The sequence below is a fragment of the Variovorax sp. dw_954 genome (assembly GCF_018449755.1).
In the GTDB taxonomy this organism is placed as follows: domain Bacteria; phylum Pseudomonadota; class Gammaproteobacteria; order Burkholderiales; family Burkholderiaceae_C; genus Variovorax.
Window position 1 is genome coordinate 285,862 of record NZ_JAAVVD010000004.1, and the last position, 16,022, is coordinate 301,883.

The window sequence follows — 16,022 nt, forward strand, 5'->3', positions numbered from 1 at the left end:
CCCCGCGTCAGAGATTGGGCGCCAGCAGGCGCTCGAGATCGGCCTCGCTGGCCTGGCGCCGCTGCGCCTGGTCCACCAGCTGGTCGTGGCCGATCTTGCCGACATTGAAATAGGTTGCGTCCGGGTGCGCAAGGTAGAAGCCGCTCACGCTCGCAGCCGGCAGCATGGCCAGGCTTTCGGTGACGCTCATGCCGATGTCGTTGCAATGCAGCAGGTCGAACATCGGGCCCTTCACGCTGTGGTCGGGGCAGGCCGGATAGCCGGGCGCGGGGCGGATGCCGCGGTACTTCTCGTGGATCATGTCTTCGTTGCTCAGCGACTCCTGCGGCGCATAGCCCCAGAGGTCGGTGCGCACGCGGTGGTGCATGGCCTCGGCAAAGGCTTCGGCCAGGCGGTCGGCCAATGCCTTGAGCATGATGGCGGAGTAGTCGTCGAGGTCGTCGATGAAGTACTTCTCCTTCTTCTCGACGCCCAGGCCCGCTGTCACGGCGAACATGCCGACATAGTCCTTGATGCCGCTGTCCTTCGGCGCGACGAAGTCGGCCAGGCAGCGGCTCGGGCGCATCACGCCGTCGATCATGTGCTTCTCGGTTTGCTGGCGCATGCCGTACCAGGTGAGCGCGGCCTCGGTGCGTGATTCATCCGTGTAGAGCACGATGTCGTCGTCGTTCACCGTGTTGGCCGGCCAGAAGCCGACCACGCCGCTCGCCGTGAGCCAGCGGCCTTCGATGAGGCGTTGCAGCATGCGCTTGGCATCGGCGTAGACGCGCACGGCCTCGGTGCCGACCACTTCGTCCTTGAGGATCGCGGGGAACGGCCCGGCCAGGTCCCAGGTCTGGAAGAACGGGCCCCAGTCGATGTACTTGGCCAACTCGGTCAGGTCGAAGTTCTTGAACACGCGGCGGCCGATGAACTTGGGCACCGTGGGCGTGAAAGCGGACCAGTCGACGGGCGTCTTGTTGGCGCGCGCCTTGGGCAGCGGCCACAACGGCACCTGCTTCTTGTTGGCATGCTGGTGGCGCACCTTGTCGTAGTCGGCATTCACCTCGTCGATGTACTTGCCGGCCTGGTCCGAGAGCAACGATTGCGCCACGCTCACGCTGCGCGAGGCATCGGGCACGTAGACCACCGGGCCTTCATAGTGCGGCGCGATCTTCACCGCCGTGTGCACGCGGCTGGTGGTCGCGCCGCCGATCATCAGCGGGATCTTCCTGATGCGGAAGTGGTCGTCCTTCTGCATCTCGCCGGCAACGTACTGCATCTCCTCGAGGCTTGGCGTGATGAGGCCGCTGAGCCCCACGATGTCCGCGCCCTCGACCTTGGCACGCGCCAGGATCTCGTGGCACGGCACCATCACGCCCATGTTCACCACTTCGAAGTTGTTGCACTGGAGCACGACCGTCACGATGTTCTTGCCGATGTCGTGCACGTCGCCCTTCACCGTGGCGATGATGATCTTGCCCTTGGTGCGCACGTCGCGGCCTGCGGCTTCGTCGCGCTTCTTCTCTTCCTCGATGTACGGGATGAGGTGGGCCACGGCCTGCTTCATCACGCGGGCCGACTTCACGACCTGCGGCAGGAACATCTTGCCCTGGCCGAACAGGTCGCCCACGATGTTCATGCCGTCCATCAGCGGGCCTTCGATGACGTGAAGCGGTCGGCCGCCCCTGGCAACGATGGCTTGGTACGCCTCTTCCGTGTCCTCGACGATGAAGTCGGTGATGCCGTGCACCAGCGCGTGGCTCAGGCGCTGGCCCACCGTCTGCGGCGCCTCCGGCGTGCCGCGCCATTCGAGCTTCTTGCTCTCGTCCTTGGCGCCGCTCCTGGCGGTCTCGGCCACTTCGACCAGGCGCTCGCCGGCATCGGGGCGGCGATTCAGGATCACGTCTTCCACGCGCTCGCGCAGCGTCGGCTCCAGGTCGTCGTACACGCCGACCATGCCGGCGTTGACGATGCCCATGTCCATGCCCGCCTTGATCGCGTGGTACAGGAACACCGTGTGGATGGCTTCCCGCACCGGGTCGTTGCCACGGAATGAAAAGCTCACGTTCGACACGCCGCCCGACACCTTCGCCCCCGGCAGGTTCTGCTTGATCCAGCGCGTCGCCTCGATGAAATCGACCGCGTAGTTGTTGTGCTCCTCGATGCCCGTGGCCACCGCGAAGATGTTCGGGTCGAAGATGATGTCCTCAGGCGGAAAGCCGATCTCGTCGACGAGGATGCGGTAGGCCCGCTCGCAGATCTCGGTCTTGCGCTCGTAGGTGTCGGCCTGGCCCTTCTCGTCGAAGGCCATGACGACCGCCGCGGCACCGTAGCGGCGCAGGAGCTTCGCATGGTGCTTGAACTGCTCCACCCCCTCCTTCATCGAGATCGAGTTGACGATGCCCTTGCCCTGGATGCAGCGCAGGCCGGCCTCGATCACTTCCCACTTGGAGCTGTCCACCATGATCGGCACGCGCGCGATGTCGGGCTCGCTGGCGATCAGGTTGAGGAAGCGCACCATCGCGGCCTTGCTGTCGAGCATGGCCTCGTCCATGTTGATGTCGATCACCTGCGCGCCGTTCTCGACTTGCTGGCGCGCCACGGCCAATGCATCCTCGAACTGGCCGTTCAGGATCATCCGCGCGAAGGCCTTGGAGCCGGTGACGTTGGTGCGCTCGCCGATGTTGACGAAAAGCGAGCCCTCGCCGATGGAGACCGGTTCGAGGCCGGACAGCAGCATGGGAGGAACGTGATCGGTTGTCTGGGACATGGCACTCACCTGTGTGAATCGGGTCAGCAGGTGAGCGTCGTTGCGGAAAGACCTGGAGAAACCCCAAGCCTGACATGCCCGGCGTGCATGACGCCGGGGATGTTGCAACGCTCCTTGGGAGCCGGGGATTTTAAGCGCTATGCCCCCACGTCTGTCGCGCCACCCTCAAGACGAAAGGCTCAGGCCGCCTGGGCCTTGCCGCCCATCGCCGAGGCCGGCAAGCCGAAGACGCGGTCGAAGCCCCAGTTGAAGGCGAAGGTGTAGACGAGGAAGTAGGCCGACAGCGCCAGGTCCATCACGAGCGCCTGCCAGAGCGTCACGTCGAGCCACCAGGCCACCAGCGGCGCCAGCAACGCGATCAGGCCGCCTTCGAAGCCGATGGCATGCACGATGCGCCGCTTGAGGCTGCGGCCGTGCGTCGTCTGGCGCGATTCCCAGGCCTCGAAGCCCAGGGTGTAGAAAAAATTCCAGGCCAGCGCCACCGCCGACATGCTGACCGCCAGCGGACCCGAATGTGACAGCTGCTGGCCCGACATCAGCGACAGGCCCACGCTGGAGCACAGGATCGCGATGCCCTCGTAGAGGCTGAGGTAGACGACTTTGCGCTGGATGCCTTGCATGATGGAACTGCCACTGGATTCGTTGGGATGGGGTGACTTTATGGCCATCTTTCTGATATAAAAAGTCATCTTCTTTCAGTTTCATTGATAGATCAGACGTCGTGGCCTTCACCAGCGAAACCGTCGAACTCTTCCTGGCCGTGCTGGACCAGGGCTCGTTTTCAGCCGCTGCGCGTTCGCTGGGCCGGGTGCCTTCCGCCGTCAGCATGGCCGTGGCGCAACTCGAGGCGGAGCTCGACCTTCAGCTGTTCGACCGCACCGGCCGCGAACCCAAGCCGACCTCGGCGGCGCGCTCGCTGGAGCCTCAGGCGCGGCTGCTTTCGGCGCAGCTCAAGGCGCTGCAGGTTCAGGCGCTGGGCCTGACCCAGGGCCTGGAGAACCGGCTGACGCTGGCGATTGCGCCGGAACTGCTCTCGGCACCCTGGAGCGCACCCCTGGCCGCGCTGGCGCAGGAGCATCCGCTGCTCGAAGTCGAGGTGCTGGCCGCGCCGCAGGCCGACGCGCTGGCGATGCTGCACACCGGCCGCGCCCAGCTCGCGCTGGTGTTCGAGCGCCCCAGCATCGACGGGCGCGAGGGCTTCCAGGAAGTCGCGAGCGAGGTGCTGGTCACGGTGATCGCACCCACGCATCCGGTCTACGTCGCGGCCGGCAGCCGCCTGGGCGAGCAGCACCTGATCAATACGCGGCAGGTGGTGGTGGCAGGCCGCGACTTCGCATCGCGCGATCCGCGATTCGTGTTCGCGCGCCACACCTGGCGCAGCGACAACGCGCTGGCCGCGCTGAGCCTGATCACGGCGGGCGTCGGCTGGGGCTGGCTGCCGCGCAGCTTCGTGCAGCCGCATGTGGCGACCGGCGCGCTGGTCGAGATCGTTTTCGACAACCTGTCGAACGGGCTCGACCTGTGGGTCGACGTGGTGTGGTCGCGCGAGCGGCCGCTGGGGCTGGGTGCTCAGCGCTTCATCCAGCTTGTTCAACGCGCCGACAAAGGTGCGCTCAAGGCAAAAGGCTGATCCCGTTCAGAACTTGTTCGCCGGCACGCCCGGCGCAAAGTCCTTCATCGGTTCCGTGTACTGCCCCGGCTGCCCCGGCACGCCTCCGGCGCGTGGCGGAGGGCCGCCCGGCGCCTGGGGAGGCCGACCCGGGTTGAATCCTGGCTGAGCGGCGTGTCCCGGATGCGGGGCATAACCCGGATGCGCGTCGTAACGCGGTCGAGGGTCGTAGTAGCCCGGGTGCCCATAGCCGGGGCCGCCCGGCGGCCTCGGCGGCGGCACGTAGCCCGGACCGGGCGGGCGGGGTTGCCAGCCCGCGTGCGGCGGCGGCGGTGGCCGCCATCCGGGCACGGGCGGCGGCGGCGGGCGGCCACCCCACCAGCGGGGTTCGCCGTACCACGGGCGGTCGCGGTAGTAATTGCCCCAGTAGTTGCCGATGCTGAAAGTGACGATCGGCACGCCGATGATCGCGCCGTAGCTGGCCAGCGGCACCGTCGCGCCACCGTAGGGATACGCGAGCCGCGTCGCCGCGGCCCAGCCGCGCAAGCCGTCTGGCAGGACCACATCGCACCAGCCGTAGCCGCCCGTGCATCCGACGACGGAGACCGCCTGGCCCGGCGCGAGCCGCGTAATCAAGGGGTAGTCGTTCGAGGGGCCGGCCCGGAGGTTCACCGAACCACGGGTGTAGGCCTCCTGGGCGGATGCCACGAGCGGGAGCATCAGCGCAAGCGCCCCGATGCCGATCCATCGCATGCCGAAGGTGTTGCTCATGGGTTTGTTTCCTTTATGCGTCAGGGTAGGCCGCACGTGAAACAGTTGTCAATCGGCGGTCACCTTGGCAGACAACGGCTCGAAAGCGCGCTCCGTGCACCGATGCGCGCGTTGGCGCCGGGCTTTACGCCCGCTTCACATCAAGCCTTCAGGCGTCTGCGTCGGCAGGCTCGCGATAGAACGGCTTGAGTGCACGGCGCGCCAATGGCGCCACGGCCTGACCGATCGCCGCGATGTGGTCCGGCGTGGTGCCGCAGCAGCCGCCCACGATGTTGACCAGCCCTTCGGCCGCGAATTCATGCAGCAGGCGCGAAGTGTCGGCCGGCGTCTCGTCGAAGCCGGTGTCGCTCATCGGGTTGGGCAGGCCGGCGTTGGGATAGCAGCTGATGAAGGTGTCGCCCGCCACCTTCGACAGTTCCTGGATGTAGGGCCGCATCAGCGCCGCGCCGAGCGCGCAGTTCAGGCCCACGGCCAGCGGCCGGGCATGGCGCACGCTGTGCCAGAAGGCCGTGACGGTCTGGCCGCTGAGGATGCGGCCCGAGGCGTCGGTCACGGTGCCGCTGATGATCAACGGAAGCCGGTGGCCCGAGTTGTCGAAGTACTCGTCGACAGCGAACAGCGCGGCCTTGGCATTGAGCGTGTCGAAGATGGTCTCGACTAGGATCACGTCGGCGCCGCCTTCGACCAGCGCTTCCGTCTGCTCGTAGTAGGCGGCGCGCAGGGTCTCGAAGTCGACGTTGCGCGCGCCGGGGTCGTTCACGTCGGGGCTGATGCTGGCGGTCTTGGGTGTCGGGCCAAGGGCGCCGGCGACGAAGCGGGGCTTGTCCGGCGTGCTGAACTTGTCGCAGGCTGCGCGCGCGAGCCTCGCGCTTTCGAGGTTCATCTCGCGCGCCAGGTGGGCCATCTTGTAGTCCTCCTGCGCGATGGTGGTGGCGCCGAAGGTGTTGGTCTCGATGAGGTCGGCGCCGGCTGCGAGGTAGGCCTCGTGGATGTCGCGGATTACGTCGGGCCGGGTGAGCGAGAGCAGTTCGTTGTTGCCCTTGACGTCGCGTTCGAAGTCCTTGAAGCGCTCGCCGCGGTACTGCGCCTCGTTGAGCTTGAAGCGCTGGATCATGGTGCCCATCGCGCCGTCGAGGATGGCGATGCGCTCGGCGAGGATGCCGGGCAGTTGCTGGGCGCGGGTGTAGGGGATGGGCTGCATGGCGGGAATTGTAGAAAGCCCGGCAAAGCCGGCGCGGCGCAGGGTCAGCCCGCGATGCACATCACCGAATCGTGGCTGCCACCCGATCGACCTCCGCGTCACGCCCGGCCTTCGCCGGCGCCACGTTCAGCGCAGGAACTTGCCGTCCGGGCGCACCTGCACCAGTTCGACGAATTCCGAGCCCGTGATGCGGCCGCCGGTGAAGTCGGCGTTGAGCGTCGCTACGCGCGTCTTCAGCTTGCGCAGGCTGCTGTGCAGGCTGGCCCGGGTGAGATCGCGGCCGGCCGCGCGCATCGCCTGGACCAGGATCCGAGCGGAGATGTAGCCCTCGTAGCTGTGATAGCCCACCGGCACGCTGGCCTTCTGCGCCAGCTCCCGGAACCGGACGGAGTCTGCCTGGGAGGAATCCCAGGGATAGGGCGTGACCTGGGAGATCGCGATGCCACGCGACTGGTCGCCCAGCAGCTTGGCCGCGACCTCGCCGGCCAGGATCGACATGCCATAGAACGTGGGCGTGGCGCCGTTGGCCCGGGCGGACTGGATGAAGCTCACGGCCGGCGCCGCGGTGAGATACAGGATGGTGGCCTGCGCCTGCATCGGCGCCAGCGCCTTGCCACCGGCGGCGGCATTGCTGGCGTCGGGCTCCACGGGGACCGCACCCACGATCGCGACCTTGGTCTTCGCCGTGGCCTGCTTGATCTGGGCCAGCACTTCCTCGCCGCCCGGCGTGCCGATGTAGGCCACGGCGATGCGCTCGATGCCCAGCGTGTCCAGGTGCGCCACGAGCGTGGCGGCCTCGCGCTGCTGGTTGGCACGGGTGTAGTAGGCGACGCCCTCGGACTTGTCGCGCACCGAGTCGACCACGGCGGTCGCGCCGACCAGTGGCGTGTCGCTGGCGCGCAGCAGGGGGAGGCCAGCCAAGGTGGGCGCGGCGCCCACGCCGCAGTAGCAGGCCAGCGCGTTGTGCTTCTCGATCAGCGTCTTGTAGTTGGCCTGCGCGGTCGCGGGATTGAAGGCGTCGTCCAGCGCGATCAGGTTCAGCGTGCGCCCGCCGATGCCGCCTTGCGCGTTCACCTCGTCGAACACCAGCCGCCCTCCGCTTTGCATGAGCAGGACGCTGGGGCCCAGCGCGCCGCTGAGAACGGCACTCTGGCCGATCACGATGTCTTTGCCGGATTCGCTGGCGTGAACCACCGAGCCACATCCCAATGCAACGCCTGCGCCAGTCGCCAGGACAAATGAACGTCGATCCATGAAGGCAATGTCTCCGATAGGTGGTGCTTCAGCGCGCGGCGCGCCCTTGCATCGCAGCGATGCGGGCCGCTGCGCGCGGCGATGTTAGCCGCGGTGGTAACGCTTGGAAACAAACGTGGCGGAGGGCCTACACCGCGCTTACATCGATTGCCATCGCGAGAGACATGGGGTTGGAAACGCGTGCGCGCATGCGCAGCGTTGCTCGATTTCAGCGTGCCTCGACGAACCCCAGCACCGCCTCCACCATCCGCCGCACATGCGGCTGCACCTTCGCCGCCACCTCCGGCAGGTAGTCGAACGGCAAGGCTTCCTGCATGTAGCTCGACTGCGTCATCTCCAGCTGCACCGCGTGGATGCCGCGCGAGGGGTCGCCGTATTGGCGCGTGATGTAGCCGCCCTTGAAGCGGCCGTTGAGCACGCCGGTGTAGCCAGCGGCCGAGGTGGCGATGCCTTGCAGCTTCAATGCGAGGCCAGGATCGCAGCTCGCGCCATTGGCGGTGCCAAGGTTCAGATCGGGCAGCTTGCCGTCGAAGAAGCGTGGCAGCACGGAGCGGATCGAGTGCGCGTCCCACAGCGCAGCGGTGCCGTGCGCGGCCTTGAGGCGGGCCAGCTCGGTCTGCAGTTGCGTGTGATACGGGCGCCAGATGGCGTCGCGCCGCGCGGCGATTTCCATCTTGCCCGGCAGGTCGCTGGCCGAGTAGATGGGCGTCTTGTCGAAGGTGTCGACCGGGCACAGGCCGGTGGTGTCCTGGCCGGGGTAGAGGTTCTGGTCGTCGGGCGGGCGGTTGACGTCGATCACGTAGCGCGAGTGCGTGGCGACGAGCACCGAGGCGCCGAGTTCGTCGGCGAAGTCGTAGAGGCGCTCGAGGTGCCAGTCGGTGTCGGGCACGTGGCGCGCCTCGGCGGTGAAGCGGCTTGCCAATGCCAGCGGCACATGCGTTCCGACGTGCGGCATCGAGATCAGCAGCGGGCGGGTGCCCTGCCGAAAGCGGAACGGGGGTTCGGTGGTTTGGAAAAGGCTCATGGGGTGTTCGACAGCAGTTGACTGCGCGCGGCGACGAAGCCCGCCGTGGCGCTTTCGCGAAGCATATGCCGGCCGGACGTCGTGCGCGGCTGGCCTGCGACCCAGACTTCATCGATGGCACTGGTGCGGTGGCTGGCGAAGACATGCGAGGAGAGCATGTCGGGCGCCGGCAGGCCGGCCAGCGCGGTGTGCGTCGCGTCGAGCATGACGAAATCCGCTTGCTGGCCAACGGCCAGGCCGGCGACCGATCGGCCTGCCGCCTGCGCTCCGCCGCGCACCGCTGCCAGCGTCATTGCGGTGGCAACCTGCGGATGCGTTGTATCGGCCGCGACATTTCGCTGGCGCGTGGCCAGGCGCTGGCTGTATTCGAGCATCAGCAGTTCCTCTGCCGCATTGACGCAGACATGGCTGTCGGAACCGATGCCCCAGGCGCCATGCCACTGCGGCAGGTCGAAGATGCCGTCGCCGAGGTTGGCCTCGGTCGTCAGGCACAGTCCCGCCACCGCGCCCGTCGCCGCGGCGCGGCTGTACTCGCCAGCATCCATGTGCGTGGCGTGCACGAGGCACCAGCGTGCGTTCACGTCGGCGTGATCGAGCAGCCATGCGACGGGGCGTTGGCCGCTCCATGCGATGCAGTCGTCGACCTCTTTGGTTTGCTCGGCGATGTGGATGTGGATGGGCGCGGTGGAGTCGATCGCGTTCAGTCCGGCGAGCGCCTCGCGCAGGCCATCCGGCGGCACGGCGCGCAGCGAATGCGGCGCGAGGCCGAGTCGCACTCCCTGTGCATCGCACGCCGGTTTGAGCCGTTCGAGCAGGCGCAGCATCGAATCAGTCGAGCGAATGAAGCGCTTCTGTCCGTCGTTGGGCGGCAGCCCGCCGAAGCCGCTGGTCTGGTAGAGCACCGGCAACAGCGTGAGGCCGATGCCCGCGCGCCGTGCCGCGCTCAGCAGCGCCAGCGACAGGGTGGCATCGTCGGCGTAGGGCTGGCCATCGGCATCGTGGTGGACATAGTGGAACTCGCAGACCGAGGTGTAGCCCGCCTCGATCATCTCGACGTAGAGGCCGAACGCGATGGCTTCGAGTTGCGCGGGGTCGAGGCGCGATGCGAAGCGGTACATCAGCGTGCGCCAGCTCCAGAAGCTGTCCTGCGCTTCACCGCGGTATTCGGTGAGGCCGGCAATGGCGCGCTGGAAGGCGTGTGAATGCAGGTTGGGCATGCCGGGGATCACCGGGCCGCTGGCGGTCGGCATGTCCGCCGAGGGTTGCGCGCCGGGCTCCGCGCGCGTCAGCCGGCCTGCGTCGTCCCATGCGAGCAGGACGTTCTTTGCCCAACCAGCAGGCAGCAGTGCATCGGCTGCGAACAGCGAGGTCGTCATGCTCCCTCCCCCACGGCGATGCAGCCCTGGCGCACCACCGTCCGCACCGGGCGCTGGCCGAACCAGTAGGCGAGCTCGGCGGCATCGTTCAGGTTCCACAGCACGAAGTTGGCGGGTCGCCCGACGGCCAGCGTGCCGTGCGTGTCCTGCAGGCCGAGCGCGCGTGCTGCATGCACGGTGATGCCGTCGATGGCTTCCGGCACCGTGAGGCGGAACAGCGTGCAAGCCATGTTCGCCATCAGCAGCAGGCTCAGCGCGGGCGAGGTGCCGGGGTTGTGGTCCGTGGAGACGGCCATGGGCACGCCGGCGGCGCGCAGTGCGGCGATCGGCGGGACTTGGGTGTCGCGCAAGGTGTAGAAGGCGCCGGGCAGCAGCACGGCCACGGTACCGGCCGCGCGCATCGCCTCGATGCCGGCTTGCGACAGGTGCTCGATGTGGTCGCACGACAGCGCGCCGTAACGTGCCGCCAGGGCCGCGCCGCCCATGTCGGAGAGTTGCTCCGCATGCAGCTTGACCGGCAGGCCGAGCGCTTGAGCCGCCTTGAACACGCGCTCGGTCTCTTCGAGCGAAAAGGCGATGCGCTCGCAGAACACGTCGACCGCATCGACCAGGCCATCGGCGGCCAGCGCGGGGAGCATCTCGTGGCATACCAGGTCGATGTAGTCGCTGCTGCGGCCCGCGTATTCGGGCGGCAGCGCGTGCGCGCCGAGGAAGGTGGTGCGCACCGTGACGCCATGCGCCACACCGAGCCGCCGGGCGACGCGCAACTGTTTGCGTTCGTGTTCCAGAGCCAGGCCGTAGCCGGACTTGATCTCGATGGCGCAGACGCCTTCGGCCAGCAAGCTCTGCAGGCGCTTCGATGCGCTGTCGAACAAAGCGTCCTCGCTGGCCTCCCGCGTGGCGCGCACGCTGGAGACGATGCCGCCGCCGGCCTTGGCCACTTCTTCGTAGGTCGCGCCTGCGAGGCGCATCGCGAACTCGTTGGCGCGCTGGCCGCCGTAGACGAGGTGCGTGTGGCAATCGACGAGGCCCGGCGTGACGAGCGCGCCGCCGCCGTCGCGCGAGGGCCGGTCGGCTGCCGCGGCCGGCAGCGCAGTGCGCTCGCCGATCCAGCGGATCACGCCTTGCGCGACGACGATGGCGATGTCCCTGCCGTCCCTGTCGCGCAGGCCGGTCCAGAGGCCATCGGCCGAGGGAAGCGAATCGAAGGGTTTCATGTTTCCTGTGTTCCGGTTGTCGTGCGCCGCGACCAGTGCACCGCCACGAGCGCGGCATTGGGTGTGAGCGGCTCCAGCGTCCACGGACGCGGGGTGTCGGCCCACCAGAGGCCTTCGCCGCTCGCAAGCGTTTCATCACCGGCGCGCCAATCGCCGTGGAGGCTCAGCAGCAGGCCTTCGCGTGCGGCGTCGAGTGCCTGCGCCTGCGCGATCACCGCCACCTGCGCGGTGCAGCGTTCGCGGCGGCTCATCACGTTGAAGTCGCTCGACGCGCCGCCGAGCAGCGTGCAGTTCAGCGCCACATCGCCACTGAACGCGAATGGCTGCAGCGCCTCGTCGAGGCGGTGCTGCACGCCCTCGCCTTGCAATGCGACGCCATCGCCGTCCAGCAGCATGATGGTGCGGTCCACGCCCTCGAACTTCGAGAACGGGCCGCTGGCGGCGATGGTCGCGATGCTGACGCGCCAGTCGAAGTCATCGAGCCCCGCACCGGGCGGCCAGCACGCGATCTCGCGCGTGGCGCCGCCGCCGTTTTTCCAGGGTGTGGGCACGAGGTCGGCGCGGGAGAAGCGATGAAGCGTGGTCATTGTTGGGAGCTGTGGCTGTCACTCCCTCTCCCTCCTAGAGAGGGTCGGGGTGAGGGAGCATGAGCCCAGCGCAGCGCCACTGCGCTACGTTCACTCCCTCTCCCGCTCGCGGGAGAGGGCTGGGGTGAGGGCCGGCGGCGCGAAACAGGACCTGCGCCTGATCGAAGGCCACCCGCCTTCACCCTGCCCTCTCCCGGAGGGAGAGGGGAAAGGCAGGAAGTCACTTGACCATCGGCAGCTTGAGGCCGTGCTTCTTCGCCGTTGCGATGGCCTGCTCGTAGCCAGCGTCCGCATGGCGCATCACGCCCGATCCGCAATCGTTCACCAACACGCGCGCCAGCCGTGCGGCGGCTTCGTCGGTGCCATCGGCCACGATCACCATCCCCGAGTGCTGCGAATAGCCCATGCCCACGCCGCCGCCATGGTGCAGGCTGACCCACGTCGCGCCGCCCGAGGCGTTGAGCAGCGCATTGAGCAACGGCCAGTCGCTCACGGCGTCGGTGCCGTCCTTCATGCTTTCCGTCTCGCGGTTCGGGCTGGCGACGGAGCCGGTGTCGAGGTGGTCGCGGCCGATGACGATCGGGCCCTTCAGCTCGCCGTTCTTCACCATCTCGTTGAAGGCCAGGCCGGCCTTGTCGCGCTCGCCCAGACCGAGCCAGCAGATGCGCGCCGGCAGGCCCTGGAAGCTGATGCGCTCGCGCGCCATGTCCAGCCAGCGGTGCGTGTGCTTGTTCTCGGGGAACAGCTCCTTGATCTTGGCGTCGGTCTTGTAGATGTCTTCCGGATCGCCCGACAGCGCCACCCAGCGGAACGGGCCCTTGCCTTCGCAGAACAGCGGGCGGATGTAGGCCGGCACGAAGCCCGGGAAGTCGAAGGCGTTGGCAACGCCCTTGTCGAACGCCACCTGGCGGATGTTGTTGCCGTAGTCCACCGTCGGGATGCCCATGGCCTGGAAGTCGAGCATGGCTTGCACGTGCACGGCGCAGCCTCGGGCGGCTTCGTCGGTCAGGCGCTTGTGCTGCGACGGGTCCTTCTGCGCGGCCTTCCACTGGGCCACGGTCCAGCCCACCGGCAGGTAGCCGTTGATGAGGTCGTGGGCAGAGGTCTGGTCGGTGACGAGGTCGGGCTTGATGCCGCCGGCCTTCGCGCGCTTCACCAGTTCGGGCAGCACGTCCGCCGCGTTGCCCAGCAGCGCGATCGACACGGCTTCCTTGGCGGCCGTGTGCTGCTGGATGAGTTCGATCGCGTGGTCGATGTCGCGGGCCTGCTTGTCGACGTAGCGCGTGCGCAGGCGGAAGTCGATGCTGCTCTGCTGGCACTCGATGTTGAGCGACACCGCGCCCGCCAGCGTCGCGGCCAGCGGCTGTGCGCCGCCCATGCCGCCAAGGCCGGCCGTGAGGATCCACTTGCCCGACAGGTCGTTGTCGTAGTGTTGGCGGCCGGCTTCGACGAAGGTCTCGAAGGTGCCCTGCACGATGCCCTGGCTGCCGATGTAGATCCAGCTTCCAGCAGTCATTTGGCCGTACATGAACAGGCCCTTGCGGTCGAGCTCGTTGAAGTGTTCCCAGTTGGCCCACTTGGGCACGAGGTTCGAGTTGGCGATGAGCACGCGCGGTGCGTTGGCATGCGTCTTGAACACGCCGACCGGCTTGCCAGACTGCACCAGCAGGGACTCGTCGTCGTTCAACTCTTTCAGCGAAGCCAGGATCTGGTCGAAGCAGGCCCAATCGCGCGCCGCGCGGCCGATGCCGCCGTAGACGACCAGGTTCTGCGGGTCTTCCGCCACTTCGGGGTCGAGGTTGTTCTGCAGCATGCGGTAGGCGGCTTCGGTGAGCCAGCTCTTGCAGTTGAGCGTGGTGCCGCGCGGGGCGCGGATGACGCGGGTCGGGTCGTGGCGCGGATCGGTGGCGGCGGGGGCGGTTGCTGCGGCCTTGGCGAGGAACTTGTCGGGTGCGTTCATGGTGGGGTCCTTGGAAGAAGTCGAATGTTTGGAGGATGGTGCTCAGGCCGGTTGCCGGGCCTCGGACGTGGCGACGGGTGCCGTCGGGTGGGCGGTTGGCGCACTGCCGGGCCGCACTGCCCCTTGGGGATAGATCATCGTGGCCGGCACTTTCATCGTGCGCTTGGCCAGCGGGTAGTACACGAGGCAGGTGACGACCAGGCTCACGATCCAGGACACGTCGGCGCCGCCGAGCATCGTGGCGATCGGGCCCTTGTACATCGCCTGGTTCAGGAACGGGATCTGCACCACCACCCCCAGCACGTAGCAGCCCAGCGCCACCGGGTTGTAGGCGCCGTAGCGGCCATTGCAGTCGTACAGGGCGGGAATGTCCACTTTTTCCTTCGAGACCAGGTAGTAGTCGACCAGGTTCACCGCGCTCCAGGGCACGAAGACCGCCAGCAGCAGCAGCACGAAGTTCTTGAAGTTGTTGAGGAAGTCGGCGCTGGCCAGCAGCGCCACGCCCATCGAGACCAGGTAGCCGAAGCCCAGGATGCCGACCACGGTGGCGATGCGGCCGACCACGTGGATCAGCCGGTAGCCGACCACCGCCACCAACGCGGTGAGCGAGCCGAACACGAGGATGCCGAACTCCGGCGCCGCGACGCCGAAGATGCGGTTGATCGCCTGCCCCGACAGCACGGTGCCGGTGGCCGCGAAGCCGAGGTACATCAGGATGACGAGCACCAGCGGCAGCGCGGCGCCGCGCACGCCGAACTGCACGCGGCTGGAGATCATCTGCGGCAGTCCCAGGCGCGGGCCTTGCGCCGAGTGCAGCGCCATCACGATGCCGCCGAGCACGTTGCCGATCAGCAGGCCGACGATGGCTGTCAGCGCCTCTGCGCCGAAAACGATGGCCAGCGCGCCGTCGACCACGGCGGTGATCTGCATGTTGGCGCCGAACCAGAGGGTGAACTGGCTGCGCGGCGCGCCGTGGCGCTCGTGCTCGGGAACCATGTCGATGGTTCGGGTTTCGACGCCGGCGACGGGCGTTGTCGATTCGATGTGCATGTGGGGCCTTGCGTGTGGACTCGGAAAATCAACCGTACAACTTTTCTATTTCTCCACTAAGTTGTATATACCAATTGTGTGGTTTACTCCGGCAAACGTCAATACGTTTGACTAGCCATTACCCACTGGTAAACCCCTATGAAGACGCTTTCCCCGCCTGAGCCCACGGACGCCAAGGCTGACGCCAGCGTGCCGGCCTTCCAGCGCATCAAGGACCATGTCCTGCACCAGATCCACACGGGCCAGTGGCTCGAGGGGCAGTCGATTCCCAGCGAGGCGATGCTGGCCAGGCAGTTCGGCGTGTCGCGCATGACGGTGAACCGCGCGCTGCGCGAGTTGAGCGACGACCAGACGCTGGTGCGCGTGCAAGGGTCCGGCACCTTCGTGGCACAGCAGAAGTACCAGGCCACGGTGGTCCAGTTGCGCAACATCGCGGAGGAGATCGCGGCGCGCGGCCATGTGCACCGGGGCGAGTTGCAGCGGCTGGAGCGTTGCAAGGCCGAGCCCGCATTGGCGCGCCAGTTCGCGCTGCCGGGACATCCGACGCTGTTCCATTCGGTGGTCATCCACTTCGAGAACGACCTGCCGATCCAGCTGGAAGACCGTTACGTCAACCCGGCCGTGGCGGCGGACTACATGGCGCAGGACTTCTCCAGCCAGACGCCCAATGCCTACCTGATGCGCGTGGCGCCGCTGCAGGGCGTGGAGTTCTCGATCGAGGCATGCCTGCCCCCTGCGGAGGTGGCGGAGCAATTGCACATGGCGGCGATGGAGCCGTGCCTGGTGCTGCGGCGGAAGACGTTGTCGCAAGGGCAGGTGGCGAGCGTGTCTGCGCTCTGGCATCCGGCTTCGCGCTACCAGTTCACCGGGAGCTTTTGAAGACATCGCAGCAGCGCGCTTACAGGCTGCGGGCGGGATCACGCCGACGGCGTACTCCCCTCCGCGAATGTCCCCCGCCGTCAGTCTTCGACTGCCGCCTCCTCCTTTATTTCGCTGCGGGGAGCACACCATCGACGTGATCCGAGACGCGCAGTGGTCGATCAACCGAATCCACGGACGCCACGAACCGTCCCTCGTGTCGAGGGCATCGGGTGTCTCCCGCAGCGAAACAAAGGAGGAGCGGCGGGAGCCGAAGGCGGGGGACATTCGCGGAGGGAGATACCCGGTGTCCTCGGCACGCGCCCCCGATTCGACTCGATCCGCCGAGTAAGGTGCTCAATG

At 67.4% G+C, this 16,022-nt stretch carries 13 protein-coding genes and 1 riboswitch; of the genes, 2 read left to right on the forward strand and 11 right to left on the reverse strand.

Annotation, left to right across the window (positions count from 1 at the left end; translation table 11 throughout):
- Positions 1–7: 7 nt before the first annotated feature.
- On the reverse strand, positions 8–2,752 hold the full coding sequence (gene metH, locus HB681_RS09575; protein ID WP_213954564.1) for a methionine synthase: 2,745 nt from the start codon (positions 2,750–2,752) through the stop codon (positions 8–10).
- 25 nt (positions 2,753–2,777) lie between these two features.
- A riboswitch (S-adenosyl-L-homocysteine riboswitch) is annotated at positions 2,778–2,874 on the reverse strand.
- Between the two features lie 57 nt (positions 2,875–2,931).
- Positions 2,932–3,372 carry a PACE efflux transporter gene (locus HB681_RS09580; RefSeq protein ID WP_213954665.1) on the reverse strand — a complete coding sequence of 147 codons (441 nt, stop codon included), beginning with the start codon at positions 3,370–3,372 and terminating at the stop codon, positions 2,932–2,934.
- A 101-nt stretch (positions 3,373–3,473) separates the two neighbouring features.
- Here HB681_RS09580 and HB681_RS09585 point away from each other — a divergent pair, with 101 nt between their 5' ends.
- Positions 3,474–4,382 carry a LysR substrate-binding domain-containing protein gene (locus HB681_RS09585; RefSeq protein WP_213954565.1) on the forward strand — a complete coding sequence of 303 codons (909 nt, stop codon included), beginning with the start codon at positions 3,474–3,476 and terminating at the stop codon, positions 4,380–4,382.
- Positions 4,383–4,388: 6 nt separating this feature from the next.
- On the opposite strand, the gene HB681_RS09590 is transcribed toward HB681_RS09585, so the two are convergent.
- The 9 genes from HB681_RS09590 to HB681_RS09630 form a co-directional block, all read right to left on the reverse strand.
- Positions 4,389–5,132, reverse strand: a complete 744-nt coding sequence (locus HB681_RS09590) for an SH3 domain-containing protein (RefSeq protein ID WP_213954566.1) — start codon at positions 5,130–5,132, stop codon at positions 4,389–4,391.
- A gap of 148 nt (positions 5,133–5,280) precedes the next feature.
- A complete protein-coding gene (locus tag HB681_RS09595) occupies positions 5,281–6,333 on the reverse strand; it encodes a homocysteine S-methyltransferase family protein (protein WP_213954567.1) in 1,053 nt (350 codons plus the stop codon).
- Positions 6,334–6,459: 126 nt separating this feature from the next.
- Entirely contained in the window at positions 6,460–7,587 is a 1,128-nt protein-coding gene (locus HB681_RS09600; protein ID WP_213954568.1) for an ABC transporter substrate-binding protein, read from the reverse strand.
- Positions 7,588–7,795: 208 nt separating this feature from the next.
- Positions 7,796–8,611, reverse strand: a complete 816-nt coding sequence (gene hutG, locus HB681_RS09605; RefSeq protein ID WP_213954569.1) for an N-formylglutamate deformylase — start codon at positions 8,609–8,611, stop codon at positions 7,796–7,798.
- Positions 8,608–9,987, reverse strand: coding sequence for a formimidoylglutamate deiminase (locus HB681_RS09610; RefSeq protein WP_213954570.1), 1,380 nt, complete (start codon positions 9,985–9,987; stop codon positions 8,608–8,610). Before HB681_RS09610 ends, hutG begins: the two co-directional genes overlap by 4 nt.
- Positions 9,984–11,204 (reverse strand): imidazolonepropionase, encoded by a 1,221-nt coding sequence (gene hutI / locus HB681_RS09615; RefSeq protein ID WP_213954571.1) that lies wholly within the window; start codon positions 11,202–11,204, stop codon positions 9,984–9,986. The genes HB681_RS09610 and hutI overlap by 4 nt, the downstream gene beginning before the upstream one ends.
- Positions 11,201–11,791, reverse strand: coding sequence for a HutD family protein (locus HB681_RS09620; RefSeq protein ID WP_213954572.1), 591 nt, complete (start codon positions 11,789–11,791; stop codon positions 11,201–11,203). The genes hutI and HB681_RS09620 overlap by 4 nt, the downstream gene beginning before the upstream one ends.
- A gap of 220 nt (positions 11,792–12,011) precedes the next feature.
- Entirely contained in the window at positions 12,012–13,751 is a 1,740-nt protein-coding gene (gene hutU / locus HB681_RS09625) for a urocanate hydratase (protein ID WP_213954573.1), read from the reverse strand.
- A gap of 42 nt (positions 13,752–13,793) precedes the next feature.
- Positions 13,794–14,801, reverse strand: a complete 1,008-nt coding sequence (locus HB681_RS09630; RefSeq protein WP_213954574.1) for a cytosine permease — start codon at positions 14,799–14,801, stop codon at positions 13,794–13,796.
- A gap of 138 nt (positions 14,802–14,939) precedes the next feature.
- Between HB681_RS09630 and hutC the strand changes: the two genes are divergently transcribed.
- Entirely contained in the window at positions 14,940–15,680 is a 741-nt protein-coding gene (hutC, locus tag HB681_RS09635; RefSeq protein WP_213954575.1) for a histidine utilization repressor, read from the forward strand.
- Positions 15,681–16,022: the final 342 nt, after the last annotated feature.

What these genes read in the sequence shown, in the direction of transcription:
- hutC (WP_213954575.1), top strand. Translation starts at nt 14,940, where the DNA reads ATGAAGACGCTTTCCCCGCCTGAGCCCACGGACGCCAAGGCTGACGCC.
- hutU (WP_213954573.1), bottom strand. Translation starts at nt 13,751, where the DNA reads ATGAACGCACCCGACAAGTTCCTCGCCAAGGCCGCAGCAACCGCCCCC.
- hutG (WP_213954569.1), bottom strand. Translation starts at nt 8,611, where the DNA reads ATGAGCCTTTTCCAAACCACCGAACCCCCGTTCCGCTTTCGGCAGGGC.
- metH (WP_213954564.1), bottom strand. Translation starts at nt 2,752, where the DNA reads ATGTCCCAGACAACCGATCACGTTCCTCCCATGCTGCTGTCCGGCCTC.
- HB681_RS09630 (WP_213954574.1), bottom strand. Translation starts at nt 14,801, where the DNA reads ATGCACATCGAATCGACAACGCCCGTCGCCGGCGTCGAAACCCGAACC.
- HB681_RS09595 (WP_213954567.1), bottom strand. Translation starts at nt 6,333, where the DNA reads ATGCAGCCCATCCCCTACACCCGCGCCCAGCAACTGCCCGGCATCCTC.
- hutI (WP_213954571.1), bottom strand. Translation starts at nt 11,204, where the DNA reads ATGAAACCCTTCGATTCGCTTCCCTCGGCCGATGGCCTCTGGACCGGC.
- HB681_RS09600 (WP_213954568.1), bottom strand. Translation starts at nt 7,587, where the DNA reads ATGGATCGACGTTCATTTGTCCTGGCGACTGGCGCAGGCGTTGCATTG.
- HB681_RS09620 (WP_213954572.1), bottom strand. Translation starts at nt 11,791, where the DNA reads ATGACCACGCTTCATCGCTTCTCCCGCGCCGACCTCGTGCCCACACCC.
- HB681_RS09580 (WP_213954665.1), bottom strand. Translation starts at nt 3,372, where the DNA reads ATGCAAGGCATCCAGCGCAAAGTCGTCTACCTCAGCCTCTACGAGGGC.
- HB681_RS09610 (WP_213954570.1), bottom strand. Translation starts at nt 9,987, where the DNA reads ATGACGACCTCGCTGTTCGCAGCCGATGCACTGCTGCCTGCTGGTTGG.
- HB681_RS09590 (WP_213954566.1), bottom strand. Translation starts at nt 5,132, where the DNA reads ATGAGCAACACCTTCGGCATGCGATGGATCGGCATCGGGGCGCTTGCG.